This window comes from Streptomyces sp. NPDC058308, assembly GCF_042880275.1.
Classification (GTDB): Bacteria; Actinomycetota; Actinomycetes; order Streptomycetales; family Streptomycetaceae; genus Streptomyces.
Genome location: NZ_JBHVZA010000036.1, coordinates 50,162 through 69,115, shown reverse-complemented (window position 1 = coordinate 69,115; position 18,954 = coordinate 50,162). Strand labels below are relative to the sequence as shown.

Annotated in this window: 20 protein-coding genes and 7 tRNA genes; 17 read left to right on the top strand and 10 right to left on the bottom strand. The window is 72.0% G+C overall.

Going from position 1 to position 18,954, the window contains the following annotated elements; all coding sequences use genetic code 11:
• Positions 1-305: 305 nt before the first annotated feature.
• From ACFVYL_RS33530 to ACFVYL_RS33520, 3 genes are all read left to right on the top strand, one after another.
• Positions 306-509, top strand: coding sequence for a hypothetical protein (locus tag ACFVYL_RS33530; protein ID WP_055569527.1), 204 nt, complete (start codon positions 306-308; stop codon positions 507-509).
• Between the two features lie 408 nt (positions 510-917).
• The gene (locus ACFVYL_RS33525; protein WP_389722702.1) at positions 918-1,874 is read left to right on the top strand and encodes a phosphotransferase family protein; all 957 of its coding nucleotides are present in this window, start codon (positions 918-920) and stop codon (positions 1,872-1,874) included.
• 69 nt (positions 1,875-1,943) lie between these two features.
• The gene (locus ACFVYL_RS33520) at positions 1,944-2,255 is read left to right on the top strand and encodes a zf-TFIIB domain-containing protein (RefSeq protein WP_389722700.1); all 312 of its coding nucleotides are present in this window, start codon (positions 1,944-1,946) and stop codon (positions 2,253-2,255) included.
• A 91-nt stretch (positions 2,256-2,346) separates the two neighbouring features.
• On the opposite strand, the gene ACFVYL_RS33515 is transcribed toward ACFVYL_RS33520, so the two are convergent.
• The 5 genes from ACFVYL_RS33515 to ACFVYL_RS33495 all read right to left on the bottom strand — a co-directional run bounded on the left by ACFVYL_RS33515 (position 2,347) and on the right by ACFVYL_RS33495 (position 2,820).
• Positions 2,347-2,421 (bottom strand) — tRNA-Val (locus tag ACFVYL_RS33515).
• Between the two features lie 29 nt (positions 2,422-2,450).
• A tRNA-Val gene (locus ACFVYL_RS33510) sits at positions 2,451-2,522 on the bottom strand.
• 39 nt (positions 2,523-2,561) lie between these two features.
• Positions 2,562-2,633, bottom strand: a tRNA-Val gene (locus tag ACFVYL_RS33505).
• A gap of 1 nt (position 2,634) precedes the next feature.
• A tRNA-Cys gene (locus ACFVYL_RS33500) sits at positions 2,635-2,708 on the bottom strand.
• Between the two features lie 39 nt (positions 2,709-2,747).
• A tRNA-Gly gene (locus ACFVYL_RS33495) sits at positions 2,748-2,820 on the bottom strand.
• A 186-nt stretch (positions 2,821-3,006) separates the two neighbouring features.
• Here ACFVYL_RS33495 and ACFVYL_RS33490 point away from each other — a divergent pair.
• The 4 genes from ACFVYL_RS33490 to ACFVYL_RS33475 all read left to right on the top strand — a co-directional run bounded on the left by ACFVYL_RS33490 (position 3,007) and on the right by ACFVYL_RS33475 (position 6,342).
• The gene (locus tag ACFVYL_RS33490; RefSeq protein ID WP_389722699.1) at positions 3,007-4,032 is read left to right on the top strand and encodes a chorismate-binding protein; all 1,026 of its coding nucleotides are present in this window, start codon (positions 3,007-3,009) and stop codon (positions 4,030-4,032) included.
• Positions 4,029-4,850: an aminotransferase class IV gene (locus ACFVYL_RS33485; RefSeq protein WP_389722697.1), complete on the top strand. Its 822-nt coding sequence runs from the start codon at positions 4,029-4,031 to the stop codon at positions 4,848-4,850. Before ACFVYL_RS33490 ends, ACFVYL_RS33485 begins: the two co-directional genes overlap by 4 nt.
• Before the next feature lie 53 nt (positions 4,851-4,903).
• Positions 4,904-5,725: a GNAT family N-acetyltransferase gene (locus ACFVYL_RS33480; protein ID WP_389722695.1), complete on the top strand. Its 822-nt coding sequence runs from the start codon at positions 4,904-4,906 to the stop codon at positions 5,723-5,725.
• Positions 5,726-6,105: 380 nt separating this feature from the next.
• Complete coding sequence (locus ACFVYL_RS33475) at positions 6,106-6,342, top strand: hypothetical protein (protein ID WP_389722694.1); 237 nt, start codon at positions 6,106-6,108, stop codon at positions 6,340-6,342.
• A 97-nt stretch (positions 6,343-6,439) separates the two neighbouring features.
• On the opposite strand, the gene ACFVYL_RS33470 is transcribed toward ACFVYL_RS33475, so the two are convergent.
• Entirely contained in the window at positions 6,440-6,961 is a 522-nt protein-coding gene (locus ACFVYL_RS33470) for a DsbA family protein (protein WP_389722692.1), read from the bottom strand.
• A gap of 207 nt (positions 6,962-7,168) precedes the next feature.
• Between ACFVYL_RS33470 and ACFVYL_RS33465 the strand changes: the two genes are divergently transcribed.
• Positions 7,169-7,615 (top strand): hypothetical protein, encoded by a 447-nt coding sequence (locus ACFVYL_RS33465; RefSeq protein ID WP_389722690.1) that lies wholly within the window; start codon positions 7,169-7,171, stop codon positions 7,613-7,615.
• 232 nt (positions 7,616-7,847) lie between these two features.
• Positions 7,848-8,120 carry a hypothetical protein gene (locus ACFVYL_RS33460; RefSeq protein ID WP_389722708.1) on the top strand — a complete coding sequence of 91 codons (273 nt, stop codon included), beginning with the start codon at positions 7,848-7,850 and terminating at the stop codon, positions 8,118-8,120.
• Between the two features lie 193 nt (positions 8,121-8,313).
• Here the strand turns inward: ACFVYL_RS33460 and ACFVYL_RS33455 are convergent, their stop codons facing one another.
• The gene (locus ACFVYL_RS33455; RefSeq protein WP_389722688.1) at positions 8,314-8,871 is read right to left on the bottom strand and encodes a CGNR zinc finger domain-containing protein; all 558 of its coding nucleotides are present in this window, start codon (positions 8,869-8,871) and stop codon (positions 8,314-8,316) included.
• Between the two features lie 135 nt (positions 8,872-9,006).
• Positions 9,007-9,420, bottom strand: a complete 414-nt coding sequence (locus ACFVYL_RS33450) for an SsgA family sporulation/cell division regulator (protein WP_003959770.1) — start codon at positions 9,418-9,420, stop codon at positions 9,007-9,009.
• A gap of 191 nt (positions 9,421-9,611) precedes the next feature.
• Between ACFVYL_RS33450 and ACFVYL_RS33445 the strand changes: the two genes are divergently transcribed.
• Entirely contained in the window at positions 9,612-10,055 is a 444-nt protein-coding gene (locus ACFVYL_RS33445; RefSeq protein WP_389722686.1) for a TIGR02611 family protein, read from the top strand.
• A gap of 66 nt (positions 10,056-10,121) precedes the next feature.
• Positions 10,122-10,193: transfer RNA gene (locus tag ACFVYL_RS33440), tRNA-Val, on the top strand.
• A 102-nt stretch (positions 10,194-10,295) separates the two neighbouring features.
• On the opposite strand, the gene ACFVYL_RS33435 is transcribed toward ACFVYL_RS33440, so the two are convergent.
• Positions 10,296-12,686 carry an SCO7613 C-terminal domain-containing membrane protein gene (locus ACFVYL_RS33435; RefSeq protein ID WP_389722684.1) on the bottom strand — a complete coding sequence of 797 codons (2,391 nt, stop codon included), beginning with the start codon at positions 12,684-12,686 and terminating at the stop codon, positions 10,296-10,298.
• 125 nt (positions 12,687-12,811) lie between these two features.
• Between ACFVYL_RS33435 and ACFVYL_RS33430 the strand changes: the two genes are divergently transcribed.
• On the top strand, positions 12,812-13,258 hold the full coding sequence (locus ACFVYL_RS33430; RefSeq protein ID WP_389722682.1) for an SRPBCC family protein: 447 nt from the start codon (positions 12,812-12,814) through the stop codon (positions 13,256-13,258).
• Positions 13,259-13,297: 39 nt separating this feature from the next.
• Positions 13,298-13,369: transfer RNA gene (locus tag ACFVYL_RS33425), tRNA-Val, on the top strand.
• Between the two features lie 59 nt (positions 13,370-13,428).
• Here the strand turns inward: ACFVYL_RS33425 and ACFVYL_RS33420 are convergent.
• Positions 13,429-14,154 (bottom strand): 3'-5' exonuclease, encoded by a 726-nt coding sequence (locus ACFVYL_RS33420; protein WP_389722680.1) that lies wholly within the window; start codon positions 14,152-14,154, stop codon positions 13,429-13,431.
• 168 nt (positions 14,155-14,322) lie between these two features.
• Between ACFVYL_RS33420 and ACFVYL_RS33415 the strand changes: the two genes are divergently transcribed.
• The 4 genes from ACFVYL_RS33415 (at position 14,323) to ACFVYL_RS33400 (ending at position 18,876) form a co-directional block, all read left to right on the top strand.
• Positions 14,323-14,889, top strand: a complete 567-nt coding sequence (locus ACFVYL_RS33415) for a DUF4365 domain-containing protein (protein WP_389722678.1) — start codon at positions 14,323-14,325, stop codon at positions 14,887-14,889.
• Positions 14,886-16,103: a hypothetical protein gene (locus ACFVYL_RS33410; protein ID WP_389722706.1), complete on the top strand. Its 1,218-nt coding sequence runs from the start codon at positions 14,886-14,888 to the stop codon at positions 16,101-16,103. The genes ACFVYL_RS33415 and ACFVYL_RS33410 overlap by 4 nt, the downstream gene beginning before the upstream one ends.
• Positions 16,104-16,263: 160 nt before the next feature.
• A complete protein-coding gene (gene thrS, locus ACFVYL_RS33405; RefSeq protein WP_389722676.1) occupies positions 16,264-18,243 on the top strand; it encodes a threonine--tRNA ligase in 1,980 nt (659 codons plus the stop codon).
• A gap of 60 nt (positions 18,244-18,303) precedes the next feature.
• Positions 18,304-18,876, top strand: a complete 573-nt coding sequence (locus ACFVYL_RS33400; RefSeq protein WP_389722674.1) for an HIT family protein — start codon at positions 18,304-18,306, stop codon at positions 18,874-18,876.
• Positions 18,877-18,954: the final 78 nt, after the last annotated feature.

Sequence of the window (18,954 nt, the reverse complement as noted above, 5' to 3'; positions counted from 1 at the left end):
TGCCGTCAAGAGGGTGTCTAAATTGGTCGTCACAACCCGATGTTGGACACCCTCCCTCCGTCTGAGAACCCCGCTATCGGAACTACTCGTCTAGGACCCCGTCCTAGGACCCCGTCTCCACCCACGGGAGTACGCGGGTGTCGGGCGCTCATCCTCCGGGAGGCCCGGCAATCGGTACGAGGGCATGACGCCCGGAACTCCCTCCGCACCTAAATTTGAGGTCAAGCGGCGGGTGTAGCACTCGTCCCCCGAGGTCAGACACTCGCCGCTGCCAAAACCACAACGAAGCGGTCAGGAGAGGAATCATGGCGGACACGGCACCGCGGACCATGATCCGCACGCAAGGGCGCAGGTTCTCCGCGTTCGGCGTCCGCCCGTCCGGCACGCGCCATCCCTTGGTGGCGACGGCCATGGTCCTCCCGCTGGCAGCCCTGCTCGTGGTCGTCTTCGGCGGCTGGGAAGCAGTGGTCACACAAGCGTCGTCCGTGGGCGTGATGCTGGGGCGCTGAGCGGCGCCCCAGGCCCGGAAGAGCGGTCCGGGCGGGGACATCCGGCCATGAAACCCCGTGGGGACGGGGGTGCGGCGGACGGCAGAATGCCCGCGCAGCTGGGGAGCTGCGCGGGCATTGCCATGCGGTGTTCCGGACGCGGTGCGTTGCGGCGGCTCGCGCGGGGTGGATGATGCCTGCGATGCGGTCGGGCTCCCCCCCGGCGGGGGCGGACACGTACAGCCGGGTGTTCCGCGCCACGGGTCCGAGACGGGGACGGCCAGGGCGGGACGGGGTCTGCCGGGGCCGGACGGGGTCGGCCAGGGCGGGCCCGGGCTCACCGGCGCGGGCCGGGCCGCCCTGCCGAGCCCCGGCCGGTAGCCGTACGCTTCGGCGACGGAACCGAGCCCCCGACGTACGGAAAGCCCCGTGACCTCCGCGATTCTTCCCGCCCTGACCGCCGCGGTCCGCGCCGCGGCCCATCCGCCGCCAGGAGGGCCCGGCGCCTGCGGGGGAGGCGACGCGATCCTCGCGGAGCGGGCCGACGCCACCGTCGTCCGTCACGGCGGCGTCGTCGCGAAGGCCCACGCCCCCGACACGGACCCCGCAGAGCTGGCGGCCCGCCTCGACGTGGCGGCCCGCCTCCCGGGGATCCTCCTCGCACCGCTGCGCCCCGCCGCCACGGACCTCCACGGCCGCCTCGTCACCCTCTGGCCGCACGGCGTCCCGGTCGACCGCGACGACCCCGACGCCGCCCCCTGGGAGGCCGTCGCCACCCTCCTCGCCCGCCTGCACGCCACACCCCCGGCCGCGCTCCCGCGCACTCTCCCGGCCATGCGCGGCCCGGCGAAGGCCGCCCGCGCCGTCGACCGCCTCCGCGCGAGCGGCCCGCACTCCGCCGCGCCCCCCGTCCTGCGCGCCTGGGCGGACCTGCCGCCCTGGGCCCGCGCCGAGGCTCCCGCGCCGGGACCGCGGCGCCTCTGTCACGGAGACCTCCACCTGGGCCAGCTCGTCCGCGCCCCCGAGGGGAACTGGCTGCTCATCGACGTGGACGACCTGGGCGATGGCGACCCCGCGTGGGACCTCGCGCGCCCCGCCGCCTGGTTCGCGTGCGGCCTGCTCGCCCCCGGGGAGTGGACCCGCTTCCTGGACGCCTACCGGGGAGCCGGTGGCCCGGCGGTGCCGACGGGCGGCGCCGATCCCTGGCCGGCTCTGGACGTCCCCGCCCGCGCCCTCACCGTGCAGACCGCGGCGCTGGCGATCACCAAGTCGGTCGCCGCGGGCCGCCCCCTGGACGAGGTCGAGCAGGCCCTGGTCGACGCCTGCGACCGGATGGGCAAAGTGGCGGCCCGACCGGCTCAGTTCGCCCCGGACACCACGAAGTAGGGTGCAACGCACCGAAGCCGGGCAGTGTTCCGGCGAAGCAGTCACCACCGGCGAGGAGTTGAGCCGTCCATGCAGTGCCCCAAGTGTCACGCACCGATGCACACGTACAACCGCAATGGCGTCCAGATCGAGCAGTGCAACAACTGCCGCGGGATATTCCTGGACTACGGCGAGCTGGAGTCCCTGACCCGCCTGGAGGCGCAGTGGGGCGGCCAGCAGGTCCCACCGCCGCCCGCGCCGCCGGCCCCGCAGGCCTACCCCGCGGCGCCCGCTCCGGCCTGGGGCGCCCCGCATGGCGGTCACGGCGGTCACGGGGGCCATGGCGGTCACTACGGCCACAACCGTCACAAGAGCTTCGGGCACATGCTCTTCTCGTCCTGAGTGACTCCGGGGCGTTCCCGGGGTGACTTAAGGAGTCACCCCGGGAACGACGAAGCCCCCGGCCGTGGAGACGGCCGGGGGCTTCATGTGGTGGTGCGCGATACTGGGATTGAACCAGTGACCTCTTCCGTGTCAGGGAAGCGCTCTCCCGCTGAGCTAATCGCGCAGGTGAACCTGCGTGTGCTGCGTACTGCGTGCGCGATACTGGGATTGAACCAGTGACCTCTTCCGTGTCAGGGAAGCGCTCTCCCGCTGAGCTAATCGCGCGGGACGACCCTCATGAAGGCGGCCTTCGTGAAGATCCAGTGGACGATACTGGGATTGAACCAGTGACCTCTTCCGTGTCAGGGAAGCGCTCTCCCGCTGAGCTAATCGTCCTTGGAGGTGGAGACGGGATTTGAACCCGTGTAGACGGCTTTGCAGGCCGTTGCCTCGCCTCTCGGCCACTCCACCAGGAGTGCGGGGGTTCGGGAAGATCCCCCACTTCCTGCGAGCGGACGACCAGGTTCGAACTGGCGACCTCAACCTTGGCAAGGTTGCGCTCTACCAACTGAGCTACGTCCGCTTGTCTTTCCCGGTCCGCTTGCGCGTCCCGGCGACGTGTTGAACTCTAGCGGATTCCTGGGCCAGTACAAAAACGCGTTTGCGCAGCGTGCTGCGCTGTCGCTGGCCAGGGCACGGCCGACCCGCCGGTCATAGACTCACAGCCGTGCACAACCCCGCTCTGACATCCCCTTCTGCGCTCCCACCCATGGCGCGCTTCGGCGGTCGCGTGGCCACCGGCCTGCGCGACGTGACCAGCGATCCCGCGGCCCTGGACTCCACCGGCTTCTGGGCGGTGTCCGCGGACTTCGAGGGGGGTCTGGTCTGCGCCCGCTTCGACGACGTGCGGGAGGAGGCCGTGCCCGCCCCCGTCCCGGGCCGGTGGCGCGGTCCGGCGGCCGACGCGTGGACGTCCTCCCTCGACCGCGCCGCGTACCTGGAGGGCGTGCGGCGGGTACGGGCGTACATAGCCGCCGGCGAGGTCTATCAAGCCAACCTCTGCCGCGTACTGTCCGCGCCCGTTCCCGCCGACGCCGACGTGGAAGCCCTGACCGCTCTGCTCGCGCGCGGGAACCCGGCCCCCTACGCCGGGACCATCCGGCTCCCCGGACACGGCGTGGAGATCGCCACCGCGTCCCCCGAACTGTTCCTGCGCCGCGTCGGCCGCACGGTGGAGTCGGGCCCCATCAAGGGCACGGGACGGACCGAGGCGGACCTCCTGGAGAAGGACTACGCCGAGAACGTCATGATCGTGGACCTCGTCCGCAACGACCTCGGCCGCGTCTGCGCGACCGGCACGGTGACCGTCCCCGACCTCTGCGTGGTCGAGAAGCACCCCGGCCTCGTCCACCTCGTCTCCACCGTCGCCGGGGAGCTGAGTCCCGGAGCGGGCTGGCCCGAGCTGTTCGGCGCCGCCTTCCCGCCCGGCTCCGTCACCGGCGCACCGAAGTCCAGCGCGCTGCGGATCATCGACGAACTGGAGACCGCGCCCCGCGGCCCGTACTGCGGCGGCATCGGCTGGGTGGACGCCGACCGGGGTACCGGAGAGCTCGCCGTCGGCATCCGCACCTTCTGGATCGACCGGGCCGAGGGCATGCTGCGCTTCGGCACCGGGGCGGGCATCACCTGGGGCTCGGACCCGGCGGGGGAGTGGCGGGAGACCGAGCTGAAGGCCGCGCGGCTGCTGGGGGTAGCGTCGGGGACGTACGCAGCGAGTGGAGGAACCCCAGCGTGAAGATATGGCTCAACGGCGGTCTGCAGGATCTTGATTCCGCCCGCGTCTCCGTGCTCGACCACGGCCTTACGGTGGGCGACGGCGTCTTCGAGACGGTGAAATCGGTCGAGGGCAGGACGTTCGCCCTGACCCGCCACCTGGCCCGGCTCGCGCGCTCGGCGCGCGGCCTCGGCCTGCCCGAGCCGGACCTGGACGAAGTGCGCCGCGCCTGCGCCGCCGTCCTGGAGGCAAACCCCCTCCCGCTCGGCCGGCTGCGGATCACCTACACCGGAGGACTCTCGCCGCTCGGCTCGGACCGCGGGAACCAGGGCACCACGCTCGTCGTCGCGCTCGGCGAGGCCCCGCGGCGCCCCGCCGCCACCGCGGTGATCACGGTGCCGTGGACGCGCAACGAACGCTCCGCGCTGACCGGCCTGAAGACGACCTCGTACGCGGAGAACGTCGTCGCCCTGGCCCGCGCCCACGAACAGGGCGCTTCGGAGGCGCTGTTCGCGAACACCGTCGGGCAGCTCTGCGAGGGGACGGGCTCGAACGTCTTCGTCGTGCTCGACGGCGAGATCCACACCCCGCCGGTGGCCTCCGGCTGTCTCGCGGGCATCACGCGCGAGCTGGCCGTCGAGTGGACGGGCGCCCGCGAGAGCGACCTGCCCCTGGACGTCCTCGACCGGGCCGACGAGATCTTCCTGACGTCGACGCTGCGCGACGTCCAGGCCGTGCACCGCGTCGACGGACGCCAACTCCCCGGCGCCCCGGGCCCGGTGACCACCAAGGCGATGCGGGTGTTCGACGAGCGGGCCGCGGACGACCTGGACCCGTAAGTCCGCCGAATCCCCGGTGACGCGGCGGGCCCGGGATGGGTAGAACGTCAGTGATGACCACGACCCTGCGGCCCAGCGGGCCGCTTCAGCAGGGCGCCGACGGCGCCAAGGCGCGCACGTACGACGTCTGCGTGAACAGCCGCCCTGTGGGGTCGATAGGCCTCGCCACGCACGACGAGTTCGGGCCCGGGGTGTGCCGCGTGAGCGACCTGCGGATCGCCGGACCCGACCGCAGGCGCGGGCGTGGCACCGTCGCCGCGCTGGCCGCCGAGGAGGTGGCGCGCGGCTGGGGCTGCCGGCGCATCGAGGCGGTCGTCCCGGCCGCGGCGGAGGCGGCCCTGCGCCTGGCCACGGCTCTTGGGTACGTCGAGCGGAGCCGCCGGATGGCGAAGCCGCTCACCGACGTGCCGCCGCTGCCCGAAGGCACAGAGTGGCGGGCCATGGCCGAGGACGACCGCGGGCCGTGGGTGGCGCACGCCCGGGAGGAGTACGTGCGCGACTGGACCGGGCGCGGTGTGCCCGAGGCGGAGGCCCGCGCGAAGGCCCGCGCCGACCACGAGCGTCTTCTCCCGCGGGGCCTCGCGACGCCGGACGTCCGGCTGAGCGTCCTTGCGCGCCGGGGCGCGAAGGTCGGCGTCCTGTGGACTGCCGTCGAGGACGACGCGGTGTTCGTCGTCAGGGTCGACGTGGACGCCGCACACCGCGGGCACGGACACGGCCGCTCCCTGATGCTCGTCGCGGAGACGCAGGGAGTCGCGGCGGGACGGAACCGCATCGCCCTCAACGTCTTCGCGGGCAACGCCCCGGCCCTGCGCCTGTACGAGTCGCTCGGCTACGAAGCAACCTCGTACTGCCTCTACAAGCCGCTGCTCTAGGCCCTGTCGTCAAACTCGCGTCGTTCGCCCGGAGGGCGGCCTCGCGGCGTCTGGTGCGTGCGATCGCAAGGCGGAGGGTCATCCCGGTACTGGGCGTACCGGGATGAGCCCGACAACGCGGCGAGCGTGCGTGCCAGGCGTCGCGAGGCAGACGCGAGTTTGACGACAGGGCCTAGCGCACGCGCGCGTCTCCTCGCCGACGTCCCGCCGGAGGCGGTGGCGTCCTCGCAGGGGTTGCACAAGGAGCCGTCCCCGTGGGCCATGCGGTAGCACCTTGGGGGCCGTTCGGGTGGAGAGCGGGTGCTGCCCCGTTACCCGGCCCTGCTGCCGCGGCAGGTGACAGAGCGACAGTATCTGCGTATTCCAGGAGGAATATTCTCATGCGCGTTCGCTCGACCATCCTCGCCGCCGCTCTCACCGTGTCCGTCCTGGCCGTCGGGGCAGGCGCGGCCGTCGCCAACGACGACTACAACGGCCCGCACCACGAGATGGGCTACCACCACAAGGGGTTCGCCGGTACGTACGACAGCGTGGGCGGCCCGCTCGGCATCGTCTGGTCCCAGGCCGCGGGCTACGGCCACGAGGGCAGGGGTTACGAGTCCGGCGACCGTCACTGACGCACGCGCCCGGTACCCAAGGACGGCGCGGTGGTGAGGAGGGCTTCAGCCTTTCTCCCCACCGCGCCGTCCTGCGCCGGATAGATCTAACAAAGCACTACTGGCCGGCGTCCGCGGCCAGCAGGCGGTCGGCGATCTCCTCGATGCGCTCGCGCAGCCCTTCCTGGCTCTTGCCGCCGTCCAGCCGTTGGCCGTCGATGACGTACGTCGGCGTGCCGGTGACACCGATCGCCTTGCCCTCGGCCTGGTCGGCGTCGACGATCAAAATGTGCCGTCCGTCGATCAGGGCGGTGTCGAACTCCTCGGCGTCGAGGCCGAGTTCGCGGGCGGTGTCGACCAGATGGGGCTCCCCCTTGCGGTCGAGCTCCTCGACCCCGGCGAGCACAGCCTCGACGTACTCCCATCCCTTGCCCTGTTCAAGGGCCTCCTCGGCGGCCTGGGCGGCGGCGAAGGAGTGCTTGTGCTTTTCCAGGGGGAAGTGCCGCAGGCGCAGCTCGACGCGGTCGCCGTAGCGGGCGCGCAGGGCGCGCACGTCGTCGAGGGCGGTACGGCAGTCGGGGCACTGCAGCTCGCACCAGACGTCGAGGACGACGGGGCGGGCGGGGGAGGAGTCGCTCATGGGCACAGTCTTCCAGCCCGCGCGGCCGCTTCCCAACCGGGCCGGGGCGCCGCGGACCGGCACCTGGGGAGGAGACCGGACCCCGAGATGACCCGGAAATGTCCCTGAGGTCCGACCGGGACATGGCTCCCCGGTGCCCACCCGGTGCAGGATGGAAGGGACGACAGCGTCATATTCCGACGCAAGCCTGCATGCCTGGAGGACCGGATGATTGCCGAGACCGTCTGTTCCGCCGTATCCGCGGCCGGGCTGGGCATCGCCGCGGTCACGGCCTACCGCAAGCGTTTCCTCTCCGCGGCCCGCCTGGCCGCGTACTCCCTCGTGCCGGTGGGCCTCGTGATGACCGGTGTCGTCGGCTGGGCCGCCGACACGGCGTTCAGCCTCAAGGCGTGGGTCGGCTTCGGCGTGCTCGGCGTGGCCTGGCTCATGTTCCTGGGCACGCGCGCGATCGAGCGCCGCACGGGTGGTACCCGCAAGGAGCGCAGGGCCGCGAAGGCCGCCCAGCGCGAGGCGGTGGCCCCCGCGGCGTCGGCGCCCTCGCTCGGTGCGAGCGCACGGCCGGCCGCGGGGCGTCCCGCGGCCAAGCCGCGGCAGGCCGCGCCCGCGGAGGACTTCAGCGACATCGAGGCGATTCTGAAGAAGCACGGCATCTGACGGCGAGGGTGGTCGTCAACCACCGACTGCGTTCCCTTGTCTCTCATGACCATGGGCGGCTCCCTCGTTCGAGTGCGTTGCGGGGTCGGCGGGGCTCACGAGGGGACATGCCGGTGGGGCAGGGACGGAACGCCCCGGACGCTGCGCTTTCGCCTGTTCACGGGAGTTCGCCTGTTCACGGGATCCGGCGAACGCCCGCTCCGGCCGGGCGTGTTGGTACGCGGACCTGTCGATGCTGCGTCATCATCACCGCGAGATGCTGGACACCACCACAGAGGGCGATGCCGCCCCGTCGGACGACGGCAGGCAAGCGGCACCGGCCCATCAGCGACGACCTGCCGACACCGAGCGGCACGGCCCCGACGGCGAAGCGGAGCGGCCCGCCGGCCACGAGGAGCGGCAGGGCTGTCTCTTCGCCCTCTCCCAGCCACCCTTGATGATCTTTCTGGCGGTGATCGGCACCCTGATCCTGCTGGCTTCCCTGCACGACCTGCTGCTGCTCTAGGCCCTGTCGTCAAACTCGCGTCGTTCGCCCGGAGGGCGGCCTCGCGGCGTCTGGTGCGTGCGATCGCAAGGCGGAGGGTCATTCCGGTACTGGGCGTACCGGGATGACCCGACAACGCGGCGAGCGTGCGTGCCAGGCGTCGCGAGGCAGACGCGAGTTTGACGACAGGGCCTAGGAGCCTGGTTCAGCTGTTCTAGCCCGCTGCCTCACGGCGACGGGCGCGGTACGCGGCGACGTGCAGGCGGTTGCCGCAGGTGCGGCTGTCGCAGTAGCGGCGCGAGCGGTTGCGCGAGAGGTCGACGAAGGCGTGCCGGCAGTCCGGGGCCTCGCAGCGCCGCAGCCGTTCCTGCTCACCGGCGACCACGAAGAAGGCCAGTGCCATCCCGCAGTCGGCGGCGAGGTGGTCCGCGACGGACGCCCCGGGCGCGAAGTAGTGGATGTGCCAGTTGTAGCCGTCGTGGTCGGTGAGCCGGGGCGTGGTGCCCGCCGACGCGATCAGCTCGTTGAGGATCGCGGAGGCGGTCCGCGGCTCGGGGTGCGCGAAGACCTCCCCGAAGCGGTCGCGGATGCGGTGGACGTCGGCGAGGTCCTCCGCCGAGAGCACCCCGACGTCGCTCACGTCGTGGGTCCGTACGAACTCACCGAGTGCCGCCACGTCGGCGAGCCCGTCCGTGCCGTTCGTTTCCGGTGCGGTGTTCACCAGATCGACCACGGAGTCGAGAGAACACCGGGTGTCGTGGGTGATCAGCACGATTCGCTCCCTGGCCTGGGGGTCGGGCCGGTGCCCGCCGATGCTGGCCGATGCTAGCGGCTTACCCACGGGACGCACCGGCGCCGTCGCCCCGAGTCGGACGGCGTCGGTGGTTCTCGACGCGCCGTGCGGCGGTTAGCTCTCGGCCAAGATGTGTGAGAGCTCCGTGTCGAGATCGAAATGGCGGTGTTCCGTGCCGGGTGGCACGGCTGCATCCGTTCGCTTCAGGAAGGACTCCAGGGCCCGCGCCGGGGCCTCGAGCAGAGCCTCGCCCTCCGGCGAGCTCAGGGCGATGCAGACAACGCCCTGACCGTGGCTCCGGGACGGCCAGACTCGGACGTCGCCGGTTCCGGTGGGCCGGTGCAGGCCCTCGGCGAGGAGGTCGCGGGCGAACACCCACTCGACGGTTTCCTCGGCTCCGGTGTGGAAGGTGGCGTGCACGGCATAGGGATCGGCCGTGTCATACCGCAGTCCTGCGGGTACAGGCAGTGAGGACTCGCTCGACACAACGAGGCGCAGGTGCAGCTCGCAGCTGACCGTGGTGTTCATAAGCGCCAGGGCCTTTCGCTCAGTGTGCGCTCGGGGATTCGCACGTCGGCGAAATCGACATGCCACCTACGGTGCCGTTGTAAACCCCTCTGAGGGATTTGCGTGTCTTTATCTGCCTCCTTTGGCGGATTGTGCTGTCCGGTCATGCACCCATTCCGGTGACGGGTTTCCGTCCGGTAGGGTTTGGCCGCATGAATACGGGGAGTAACGAACCGGCGGAGGCCGTGGATCCGGTCGCCGGAGTCAAGGGAGTCAAGCCCGAGCAGCCGCTCGGCTCGCGGGCGCCGGAGTTCATCCAGGCCCGCAGGGCGCTGCACCTGAGCTGGCAGGTCGGCGTCTTCGTCGTGGGCCTCGCGGTCGTCGTCGCGGGCATCATCATGCTGCCCCTGCCCGGACCGGGCTGGCTGGTGATCTTCGGTGGCATGGCGATCTGGGCCACGGAGTTCGTCTGGGCCCAGCTGGTGCTCCGCTGGACGAAACGCAAGGTCACCGAGGCGGCACAGCGTGCACTCGACCCCAAGGTGCGGCGCAGGAACATCATCCTGACGACCGTCGGCCTCGTGATCATCGCGGTGCTCGTCGGTGTCTACGTGTGGAAGTTCGGCATCACGATGCCGTGGAAGATCAAGGAGTGACCGACGGGTGACTCCGAGGCGGTCCGGAGCACCCGCTGACATGCGGTAATGTTCTCCGTGCGCCCGGGGCGATTAGCTCAGTGGGAGAGCGCTTCGTTCACACCGAAGAGGTCACTGGTTCGAACCCAGTATCGCCCACCCCGGATTACGGCCCGGAGGCTTTAGAGCCTCCGGGCCGTTGTCGTATTCCCGTGTCATTCAAGGGAATTGACGGGTCCACAGGTTGCGACGGGCCTGGAATCAGTGCATTCGGTCGAGCGCATTCCGGAACCGGCGTGCGTCGCGCAGCCGTTGTTCGTACGTGGCGCCCACGGCGAGGAGCAGCAGCCCCGCGAGCGCGGGCGGCAGCCAGCGGGGCAGTACGCCCATCACCTGCACGACGTACGGGGCCAGTTCGTGCAGCGCGTCCAGAGCGAGGACCGTGCCGCCGAGCACGAGCGGGGCGCGCAGCCGGTGGTGGGCGCCCAGCAAGGTCAGGGCGAGGGCCGCGGTGCCCAGCAGCAGCGGACGCGGCCAGTGCGGGTCGCTCCAGGCGGCCGCGAGGCTCGGCAGCAGCGTCACCGCGAGGCCCGGGCCGTACGCCGTCCAGGAGGAGGCCGCCGGGTCACGGCGCCGCCGCAGCACTCCGATGAACAGCGCGGGCACCGTCACCGGCAGCGTGTACGCCTCCGGGACCGACACCTCCCACGACGCCAGGCGCACCCAGCTCGCCAGGACGAACAGCGCCCCGGCCGCGTACCCGACGGCGTGGCGGTCCGGACGCAGCGCGGTGCCCGAGGCGATGAGCCCGCCGAGCGTGAGGGCGAGCGCCAGCGTGGGCCCGTCGCCCGAGGCGAGGGCGAGAGCGACGGCTCCGGCAGCAGCCGCCGTGACCTCGACGGGCACCACCAGGGGATGCCGGGCGGCACGCGGCACGACCAGTGCGGCCAGGGCGGGCACCACGAGCACCAGCAGCCCGATGTGTTCCGGGCGCAGCTCCCACGCGGCGCCCGCGGCACAGGCCAGCGCCGTGGCGTACGTGACGGACGCGCAGGCCGGGAGCGCCGCCGCGCCCGGAGAGGGCGCCGCGCCGCGCGCCATGCGTACGCAGGCCGCGAGGCAGGCCGCCGTGAGCAGGCCGAGCGTGGTGAGGGTGGCCGCCGTGGTGGCCAGCGAGAGGAACGCGGTGCTCACCGAGGAGACCAGCGCGAGTGCCGTGGCGGCCAGGGCCGGGACCACCGAAGTGGCGCGTGCGGCGACGACGAGCAGGACCGCGGTCACCAGGATCTGCGCCGACAGCCCGGCGGCGTACGGAAGCCGGAGCGCGGACGGCAGGGCGACGGCCGCGGCCCACCCGAGCACCGGCGCCCCGAACCGGGCCGCACGCCCCACCGCTCCGCTCCGCCGGTCGCTCACCACGACCAGCACGGCGGCGACGGTCACGAGCACCGGCGGGGCCATGAACGGGTGCGACAGCGGCAGTTCGAGCAGCAGCGCGTCCCGGGCGTCCGAGGGAGTGCCCGACCAGGCCCGGGTGGCCAGGCCGAGCGGCCCGAACAGGGCGAGCGCGGCCACGGGCAGCGCCCACAGCACGGCGAGCCCCTGCACCACGGCCGACGCCCCGGCGATCCCCCGCCGCAGCGGACCCGGCAGCGCGGCAGCGACGAGCGCCAACAGCGCGATGCCGCACGCCAGATGGACCGGCACCGTCCACGCGGCGGGCAGCGCCGTCCGCGGCACTGCGCACACCGCGGCCACCACGAGCAGGCCGCCGGCGCACGCCGCGCCGGCCGCGACGTCCGGACCCTTCGCCCACCACGCGGCCGCCAGCGCGATCGCGGCCGCGAGAAGGAGCAGGGCGCCCGCGCGGGCCGCCCCGGCCGGATCGGTGGCCCGCGCGGACAGCCAACCCGCGCTCGCCGCGCCCCACACCCCCAGCAGACAGGCACAGACCCTGGCGGCGGCCCGTACGGAACGGACACCCGCCCACAGCGCGAGCGCGGTGTCGAGAGCGGCCGTCACGAGCAGCGCGGCCGTCATCGCGTGATCACCGGCGTGCGCGGCGCCCGCCCAGAGGACCAGCGGGAGTTGGGCCGTCGCCACAGCCGTCGGCAACGGCAGGCGCAGACCGCCGAGGAGCAGGCCGTACCCCGCCCACAGCGCGGCGAGCACCGCGGAGGTCCCCGCCGCGTAGCCGAGGGCGCCGGTGTCGGGGAGCGCCAGATGGCGCAGTGCGTACGCGTCGAGCACCGTCAGCGCGAGCCCGAGGCCCGCCACCGCCTCCGCCGTCGAACGCAGCGAGCGGCGCAGCAGGAGCGCGGGCACGCCGAGCGCCGCAAGCGTCACGAGCCCGAGGACCGCACTGCGGCCGCCGATGCCCAAGTGGCCCCAGCTCACCACCGTGAAGGCGATGGCCGCGACGGTCAGGAGCACCCCGCCCAGCGTGAGCAGGACGTTCTGCGCGCTCGGCGGCGCGGCTCCGGGGGCGGGCGGCCCGGCCGGACGAGGGGGCGGCCCGGCCGGGCCCGCCACGCGCAGGACGCCGAGCAGCCAGGCCCGGCGCTGCAGCAACTGCACCCTGCGCGCCTCCAGTTGGCGCAACTCCCCGTCGAGGATGCGGAGCTCCTCGGCCGGAGGTGGAATGGTCGTCATGTCGGGGAAGTGTGGTCCCCGGCACACCGCACGGCATCGGTGCGGATACTCAGGACGTACTCAGATCCGGCGCCCGGCCTGGTCATCCGCCCCAGTGGGCCCGGCCCTTCCGGCAGACTGCCCCTATGGACTGGTGTCACTACCGTTTCCGCAGTGTCTGGGCCCTGCCCGGCGCGCCCGCCGACGCGTACGCCGCCCTGGAGCGGGTGCAGGACTACCCGCTCTGGTGGCCACAGGTGCGCGAGGTGACACCGCTCGACGAATTCAGCGGCATCGCCCGCTTCCGGTCCTTCCTGCCGTACGACCTGGTCGTCACCGCGCGGGAGCGGCGCCGCGACCCCGGCGCCGGGGTCCTGGAGATCTCCATGACGGGCGATCTGGAGGGGTGGGCGCGCTGGACCCTGCGGGCCGCGCCCGGTGGCACCCGGGCCCGCTACGACCAGGAGGTCGTCGTGCGCAGACGCCTGATGCGGCGCCTCGCCGTCCCCGGGCGCCCGCTGTTCCTGCTGAACCACGCGCTGATGATGCGCAGCGGGCAGCGCGGTCTCGCGGCGAGGCTGACAGCGGTTTGAAGGAAAGGCCTCCGGACCTGTATTGTTCAGTCCGTTCCCGGGCGATTAGCTCAGTGGGAGAGCGCTTCGTTCACACCGAAGAGGTCACTGGTTCGAACCCAGTATCGCCCACCCGGAGAATGCCGGTCCGTCAGCAGGCGGACCGGTTTTTTCATGTCCCGTTCCGCCGCTCAGGCGGCCGCCGAGAGCTCCGGACGCAGCGGCCACGCGGGATCCACGGCCTCCGGAGAGCCGCTCTTGGCGAACCACGCCTGCAGGCCACGAGCCTGCGCCGCGTGCCACACCGCCTGCAGCGTGTGCAGCTCGGCCGGCGAGAGGCGCTCGAGGCGCGCCGCGAAGCGCCGCCCCACCGCGCGGACCACGTCCAGGGCGGCCTGCGCGTCCGCCGCCGCGTCGTGCGCGTCCGCCAGCTCCACCTCGTACTGCGCGCACAGATCGGTGAGCGTGCGGCGGCCCTTGCGGTAGCGGTCCAGCTGTTTGTCCAGGACCCGAGGGTCGATCACGCACAGCGACGAGCCCTCCATGTACCGGCTCAGGGACGAGGCGCGGTGCCTGCGCAACTCCCGGTCCAGGATGGTCAGATCGAATGGCGCGTTCATCACCACGATCGGCCGGCCCGCCGCGCTCTGCTCGGCCAGGTCGCGCGCTATCTCCTCCATCACCGGCGACGGCCAGCGGCCGGTGCGCTGCAGATGATCCTCCGTCAGTCCGTGTATCGCGGTGGCCGACTCGGGCACCGGAACGCCCGGGTTCACCAGCCAGCGGGTGATGCGCGGCCGGGTGCCCGCGCCCTGCTGGACGACGACGGCGGCCGACACGATGCGGTCGGTCTCGACGTCGACGCCCGTGGTCTCTGTGTCGAATGCGGCCAAGGGGCCCTCGTACCAGCACGTCATAGTGACGCAACTCCTCGTTCAGTCCCGGCAGATGACGTTCGGTCCCCTGCCCACGCTGGTGATACCCGGGCCGTTTGCGCTGTACGCAGCCCGGAGACAACAGAGGTACGGGACCTGAAAACCGACGGCCCGAGCCAGTAACCACCGGGTTCGGAAGGCTTGTTGACCATGGCGCTCGCGCAGCCCGAACAGGGTGGGCTGCTGCCCGAGCGGATCGCACCGCCGCGCGGCACCCTCGCCACCACCGCCTGTATGGAGACCCTTCAGGTGGGCTATCTGCACGCCGTCGCGGCGGCCGCCGGATGCTCGCTCTCGCAGCCCTTTCCGGACAACGGCATCGACTGGCATGTCAGCCACAGCGGCCCCGGGCACACGGTCGACGACGAGGTCACCATCAAGGTCCAGCTGAAGTGCACGTACCAGCTGCCACCGAATCCGGCGGGGCCCGCCTTCTCCTTCACGCTCGACAACGCGCACCTGGTGAAGCTCGCCCGCACGCCGGTCTCGGTCCACAAGATCCTCGTCGTGATGATCGTGCCGCGCTCCCGAGACGACTGGCTGCGCGCCGGTCACGACCGGCTCGACCTGCGGCACTGCTGTTACTGGACCAATCTCGCCGGACACCCGGTGACCGGCCGGCGCAGGACCACCGTGCGCGTCCCCACCTCGCGGATCTTCGACGACCGAGCGCTCTGCGAGATCATGACGCGCGTCGGGACGGGAGGGAGACCCTGATGCACCGCCCCTTCGAGCACGACGAGCCAGTGCCTCCCGTCCGCCCGCACCCCGCCCCGGCCGCGGGCCAGTGGTCGCAGCCGCCCGAGCCCGCCCTGGTCGACCCCGCGGTGCTCGGCGCGCTGCTCTCCCGGCACGGCTGGCAGCGGCGCGGCGGAGCCCCCGGCCGCTACGCCCGGTGGACGCCGCCCGGCCCCGGCGGCGCGGGCACCAGCCTCCTGGTGCCCGAGAGCCGGGCCTTCCCCGACTGCGAGGACCTGCTCGGCGAGGCCCTCGTCGCGCTCTCCCGCAGCGCCTCGCCCGCCGCGCGCGAGGTACTCGTCGCCCTCGCCGTGCCCAGCGACGAGATCCACTGGTGGCGGGACGTGCCGGTGGGGCCCGCGGGCGCCGCGACCTGGCCCGCCGAGGAGCAACTGCGCGCCGCGGCGCGGCAGATGCTGCTCGCCGGGGCACTCGCCGCGCGCGGCCGCGCCGGGTACTACGGCGCACGGCACCGCGGCCCCGCCGCCGCGTCCCTGGAGAACGTCCTGGTCGGGCCCGCGACGGGCGGCCGAAGGCTCACCGCCTTCGTGCCCGTGCCTGCGGGGCGCCCGCTCGCGGTCCGGCTGCACCAGGCGCTGTACGCGGCCCGGGAGGCCGTCGACTACCAGCGCGCCACCGGCGGCATGGACGCCTTCGACGGCGCGGTCGGGGCGGGCGTCAGTCATGAGCTGACCGCGGCCCTCGTCGCGCTGGTGCGGGGCACGGAGGGGGCGCGCGTCGCGGTGGAGTGGGCGCCGGGCGCCGGGGCGCCCGAGGGGTGCGCGGCAGGTGCCGAGCCCGTCGAGTTCTCGCCGGGCGATCTGGCGGTCCTTCGGGAGGCGGGCGCCCGGTATCTGCGCGACGAGCCGTCGGTGCCGGTGCGGATCACCGGGGCCGTGGTGCGGATGCGGCGCTCGGCGGCGCGCGGGGACGGGGTCGTCCGGGTCCGGGTGATCGCGGGCGTCGAGGTCCCGCACGTGCGGATGACCCTGGACGAGGAGTCGTACCGTGTCGCGGGCCACGCGCATCTGGTCGGGCTGCCGATCCGGGTGCACGGCAGGCTGGAGAGCCGGGGCGGCTTCCGCAGGCTCACCGGGGCGAGCGGGGTGGTGCCGGTGCCGGTGGACGACGAGGAGCGCGACCGGCTCATGAAGTCGCTCCAGGAGAACCTGGACTTTTTCGGTACGGACTGAGGTGCGGGCGGCCGCAGGCGGTGGGCCCGCGCGCCGTCGGGGGCCCTGATCCGCGGGGGAGGGGATATCCGTTTCGCGGCAGGGGGCCGCGGCTCGGTACGATTCCCCTTGCGCACGCGTGACAGAGAGCGGCGCAGCCCCCTTCAGGTAGGAGAGACCGGTGTCAGACGTCCGTGTGATCATCCATCGCGATTCCGAGCGGGAAGAGCGCGTGGTGACGACGGGCACTACGGCCGCCGAGCTCTTCCCCGGTGAGCGCACCGTCGTCGCCGCCCGCGTGGCCGGCGAGCTGAAGGACCTGGCGTACGCCGTGGCCGACGGTGACGAGATCGAGCCCGTCGAGATCTCCTCCGAGGACGGCCTGAACATCCTGCGCCACTCGACCGCGCACGTCATGGCGCAGGCCGTGCAGGAGCTCTTCCCGGACGCCAAGCTGGGCATCGGCCCGCCCATCCGGGACGGCTTCTACTACGACTTCGACGTCAAGGAGCCCTTCACCCCGGAGGACCTCAAGCGCATCGAGAAGAAGATGCAGGAGATCCAGAAGCGGGGGCAGAAGTTCTCGCGCCGCGTCACCACCGACGAGGACGCCCGCGTCGAGCTCGCCGACGAGCCGTACAAGCTGGAGCTCATCGGCCTCAAGGGCAACGCCGCGCAGGCCGCCGACGGCGCCGACGCGGAGGTGGGCGCCGGCGAGCTCACCATCTACGACAACCTCGACGCGAAGACCGGCGACCTGTGCTGGAAGGACCTCTGCCGAGGCCCGCACCTGCCCTCCACCCGCGTCATCCCCGCGTTCAAGCTGATGCGCTCCGCCGCCGCCTACTGGCGCGGCAGCGAGAAGAACCCGCAGCTCCAGCGGATCTACGGCACCGCATGGCCCTCGAAGGACGAGCTGAAGGCACACCTGGAGTTCCTCGCCGAGGCCGAGAAGCGCGACCACCGCAAGCTCGGCTCCGAGCTGGACCTCTTCTCCTTCCCCGAGGAGCTCGGCCCGGGTCTCGCGGTCTTCCACCCCAAGGGCGGTGTGATCCGCAAGGTCATGGAGGACTACTCGCGGCGCCGCCACGAGGTCTCCGGCTACGAGTTCGTGAACACCCCGCACATCTCGAAGGAGAAGCTCTTCGAGATCTCGGGGCACCTGCCGCACTACGCGGAGGGCATGTTCCCGCCCATCGAGTTCGACGAGCAGAACTACCGCCTCAAGGCGATGAACTGCCCGATGCACAACCTGATCTTCAAGTCGCGCGGCCGCTCCTACCGCGAACTGCCGCTGCGCCTCTTCGAGTTCGGCACCGTGTACCGGTACGAGAAGTCCGGCGTCGTGCACGGCCTGACCCGCTCGCGCGGCTTCACGCAGGACGACTCGCACATCTACTGCACCAAGGACCAGATGCCGCAGGAGCTCGACACGCTCCTGACCTTCGTCCTCGACCTGCTGCGCGACTACGGCCTGACCGAGTTCGAGCTTGAGCTGTCCACCCGCGACGACTCCGACAAGTTCATCGGTGACGACGCGGACTGGGCGGAGGCCACCGAGGCGCTGCGGCTCGCCGCCGAGAAGCAGAACCTGCCGCTGGTGCCGGACCCGGGCGGGGCCGCGTACTACGGGCCGAAGATCTCCGTGCAGGCCAAGGACGCGATCGGCCGGTCCTGGCAGATGTCGACGATCCAGGTCGACTTCAACCAGCCCAAGCGGTTCAACCTGGAGTACACGGCGGCGGACGGCTCGCGCCAGCAGCCCGTCATGATCCACCGTGCGCTGTTCGGCTCCATCGAGCGGTTCTTCGGCGTGCTCCTCGAGCACTACGCGGGCGCCTTCCCGGCGTGGCTCGCGCCCGTGCAGGCCGTCGGCATCCCGATCGGTGACGGGCACGTCACCTACCTGCAGGAGTTCGCCGAGAAGGCGCGCGCCCAGGGGCTGCGGGTCGAGGTGGACGCGTCGTCCGACCGGATGCAGAAGAAAATCCGCAACCAGCAGAAGGCCAAGGTGCCCTTCATGGTCATCGCGGGCGACGAGGACATGAACAACGGTTCGGTGTCCTTCCGCTACCGCGACGGCTCGCAGGAGAACGGCATCCCCGTCGAGGAGGCCATCGCGAAGATCGCGAAGGCGGTCGAGGACCGGGTCCAGGTCTGACGTCACGGTGACACTGAGGTGAGCTCGGGCCCCGGGGACCTCTCCCCGGGGCCAAGTCATATGCTTCACCTCATGACGAGTGAGCCGGAGCAGCAGATCGGAGTCGGGACGCAGGACGCGTTCCAGCGCCTGTGGACGCCCCACCGGATGGCGTACATCCAGGGCGAGAACAAGCCCACGGGCCCAGGGGCCGACGACGGCTGTCCGTTCTGCTCCATCCCGGCCAAGTCCGACGAGGACGGCCTGGTGATCGCGCGCGGCGAGCAGGTGTACGCGGTGCTCAACCTCTACCCGTACAACGGCGGCCACCTGATGGTCGTGCCCTACCGGCACGTCGCCGACTACACCGACCTGACCGGGGCCGAGACCGCCGAGCTCGGGGAGCTCACCAAGCAGGCCATGACGGCGCTGCGCACGGCGTCCGGCGCGCACGGCTTCAACATCGGGATGAACCAGGGGGCGGTCGCGGGCGCCGGCATCGCCGCGCACCTGCACCAGCACGTCGTCCCGCGCTGGGGCGGCGACACGAACTTCATGCCGGTGGTGGGGCACACCAAGGTGCTGCCGCAGCTGCTCGGTGACACGCGCAAGATGCTCGCGGACGCCTGGCCCACGCCGACGAGCGGACAGTGACGCTGTTCCATATCGTCAACCCCCCTGTGTAATAAGGGGGTTGGTACGGGAAACCCCACCTGCCACTCTGCCTTCACA

Coding starts and splice junctions, on each gene's coding strand:
- ACFVYL_RS33490 (WP_389722699.1), top strand. CDS start 3,007: ATGGCGCGCTTCGGCGGTCGCGTGGCCACCGGCCTGCGCGACGTGACC.
- ACFVYL_RS33435 (WP_389722684.1), bottom strand. CDS start 12,686: ATGACGACCATTCCACCTCCGGCCGAGGAGCTCCGCATCCTCGACGGG.
- ACFVYL_RS33460 (WP_389722708.1), top strand. CDS start 7,848: ATGCTGCGTCATCATCACCGCGAGATGCTGGACACCACCACAGAGGGC.
- ACFVYL_RS33520 (WP_389722700.1), top strand. CDS start 1,944: ATGCAGTGCCCCAAGTGTCACGCACCGATGCACACGTACAACCGCAAT.
- ACFVYL_RS33465 (WP_389722690.1), top strand. CDS start 7,169: ATGATTGCCGAGACCGTCTGTTCCGCCGTATCCGCGGCCGGGCTGGGC.
- ACFVYL_RS33430 (WP_389722682.1), top strand. CDS start 12,812: ATGGACTGGTGTCACTACCGTTTCCGCAGTGTCTGGGCCCTGCCCGGC.
- ACFVYL_RS33470 (WP_389722692.1), bottom strand. CDS start 6,961: ATGAGCGACTCCTCCCCCGCCCGCCCCGTCGTCCTCGACGTCTGGTGC.
- ACFVYL_RS33445 (WP_389722686.1), top strand. CDS start 9,612: ATGAATACGGGGAGTAACGAACCGGCGGAGGCCGTGGATCCGGTCGCC.
- ACFVYL_RS33415 (WP_389722678.1), top strand. CDS start 14,323: ATGGCGCTCGCGCAGCCCGAACAGGGTGGGCTGCTGCCCGAGCGGATC.
- ACFVYL_RS33475 (WP_389722694.1), top strand. CDS start 6,106: ATGCGCGTTCGCTCGACCATCCTCGCCGCCGCTCTCACCGTGTCCGTC.
- ACFVYL_RS33530 (WP_055569527.1), top strand. CDS start 306: ATGGCGGACACGGCACCGCGGACCATGATCCGCACGCAAGGGCGCAGG.
- ACFVYL_RS33450 (WP_003959770.1), bottom strand. CDS start 9,420: ATGAACACCACGGTCAGCTGCGAGCTGCACCTGCGCCTCGTTGTGTCG.
- ACFVYL_RS33480 (WP_389722695.1), top strand. CDS start 4,904: ATGACCACGACCCTGCGGCCCAGCGGGCCGCTTCAGCAGGGCGCCGAC.
- ACFVYL_RS33420 (WP_389722680.1), bottom strand. CDS start 14,154: ATGACGTGCTGGTACGAGGGCCCCTTGGCCGCATTCGACACAGAGACC.
- ACFVYL_RS33400 (WP_389722674.1), top strand. CDS start 18,304: ATGCTTCACCTCATGACGAGTGAGCCGGAGCAGCAGATCGGAGTCGGG.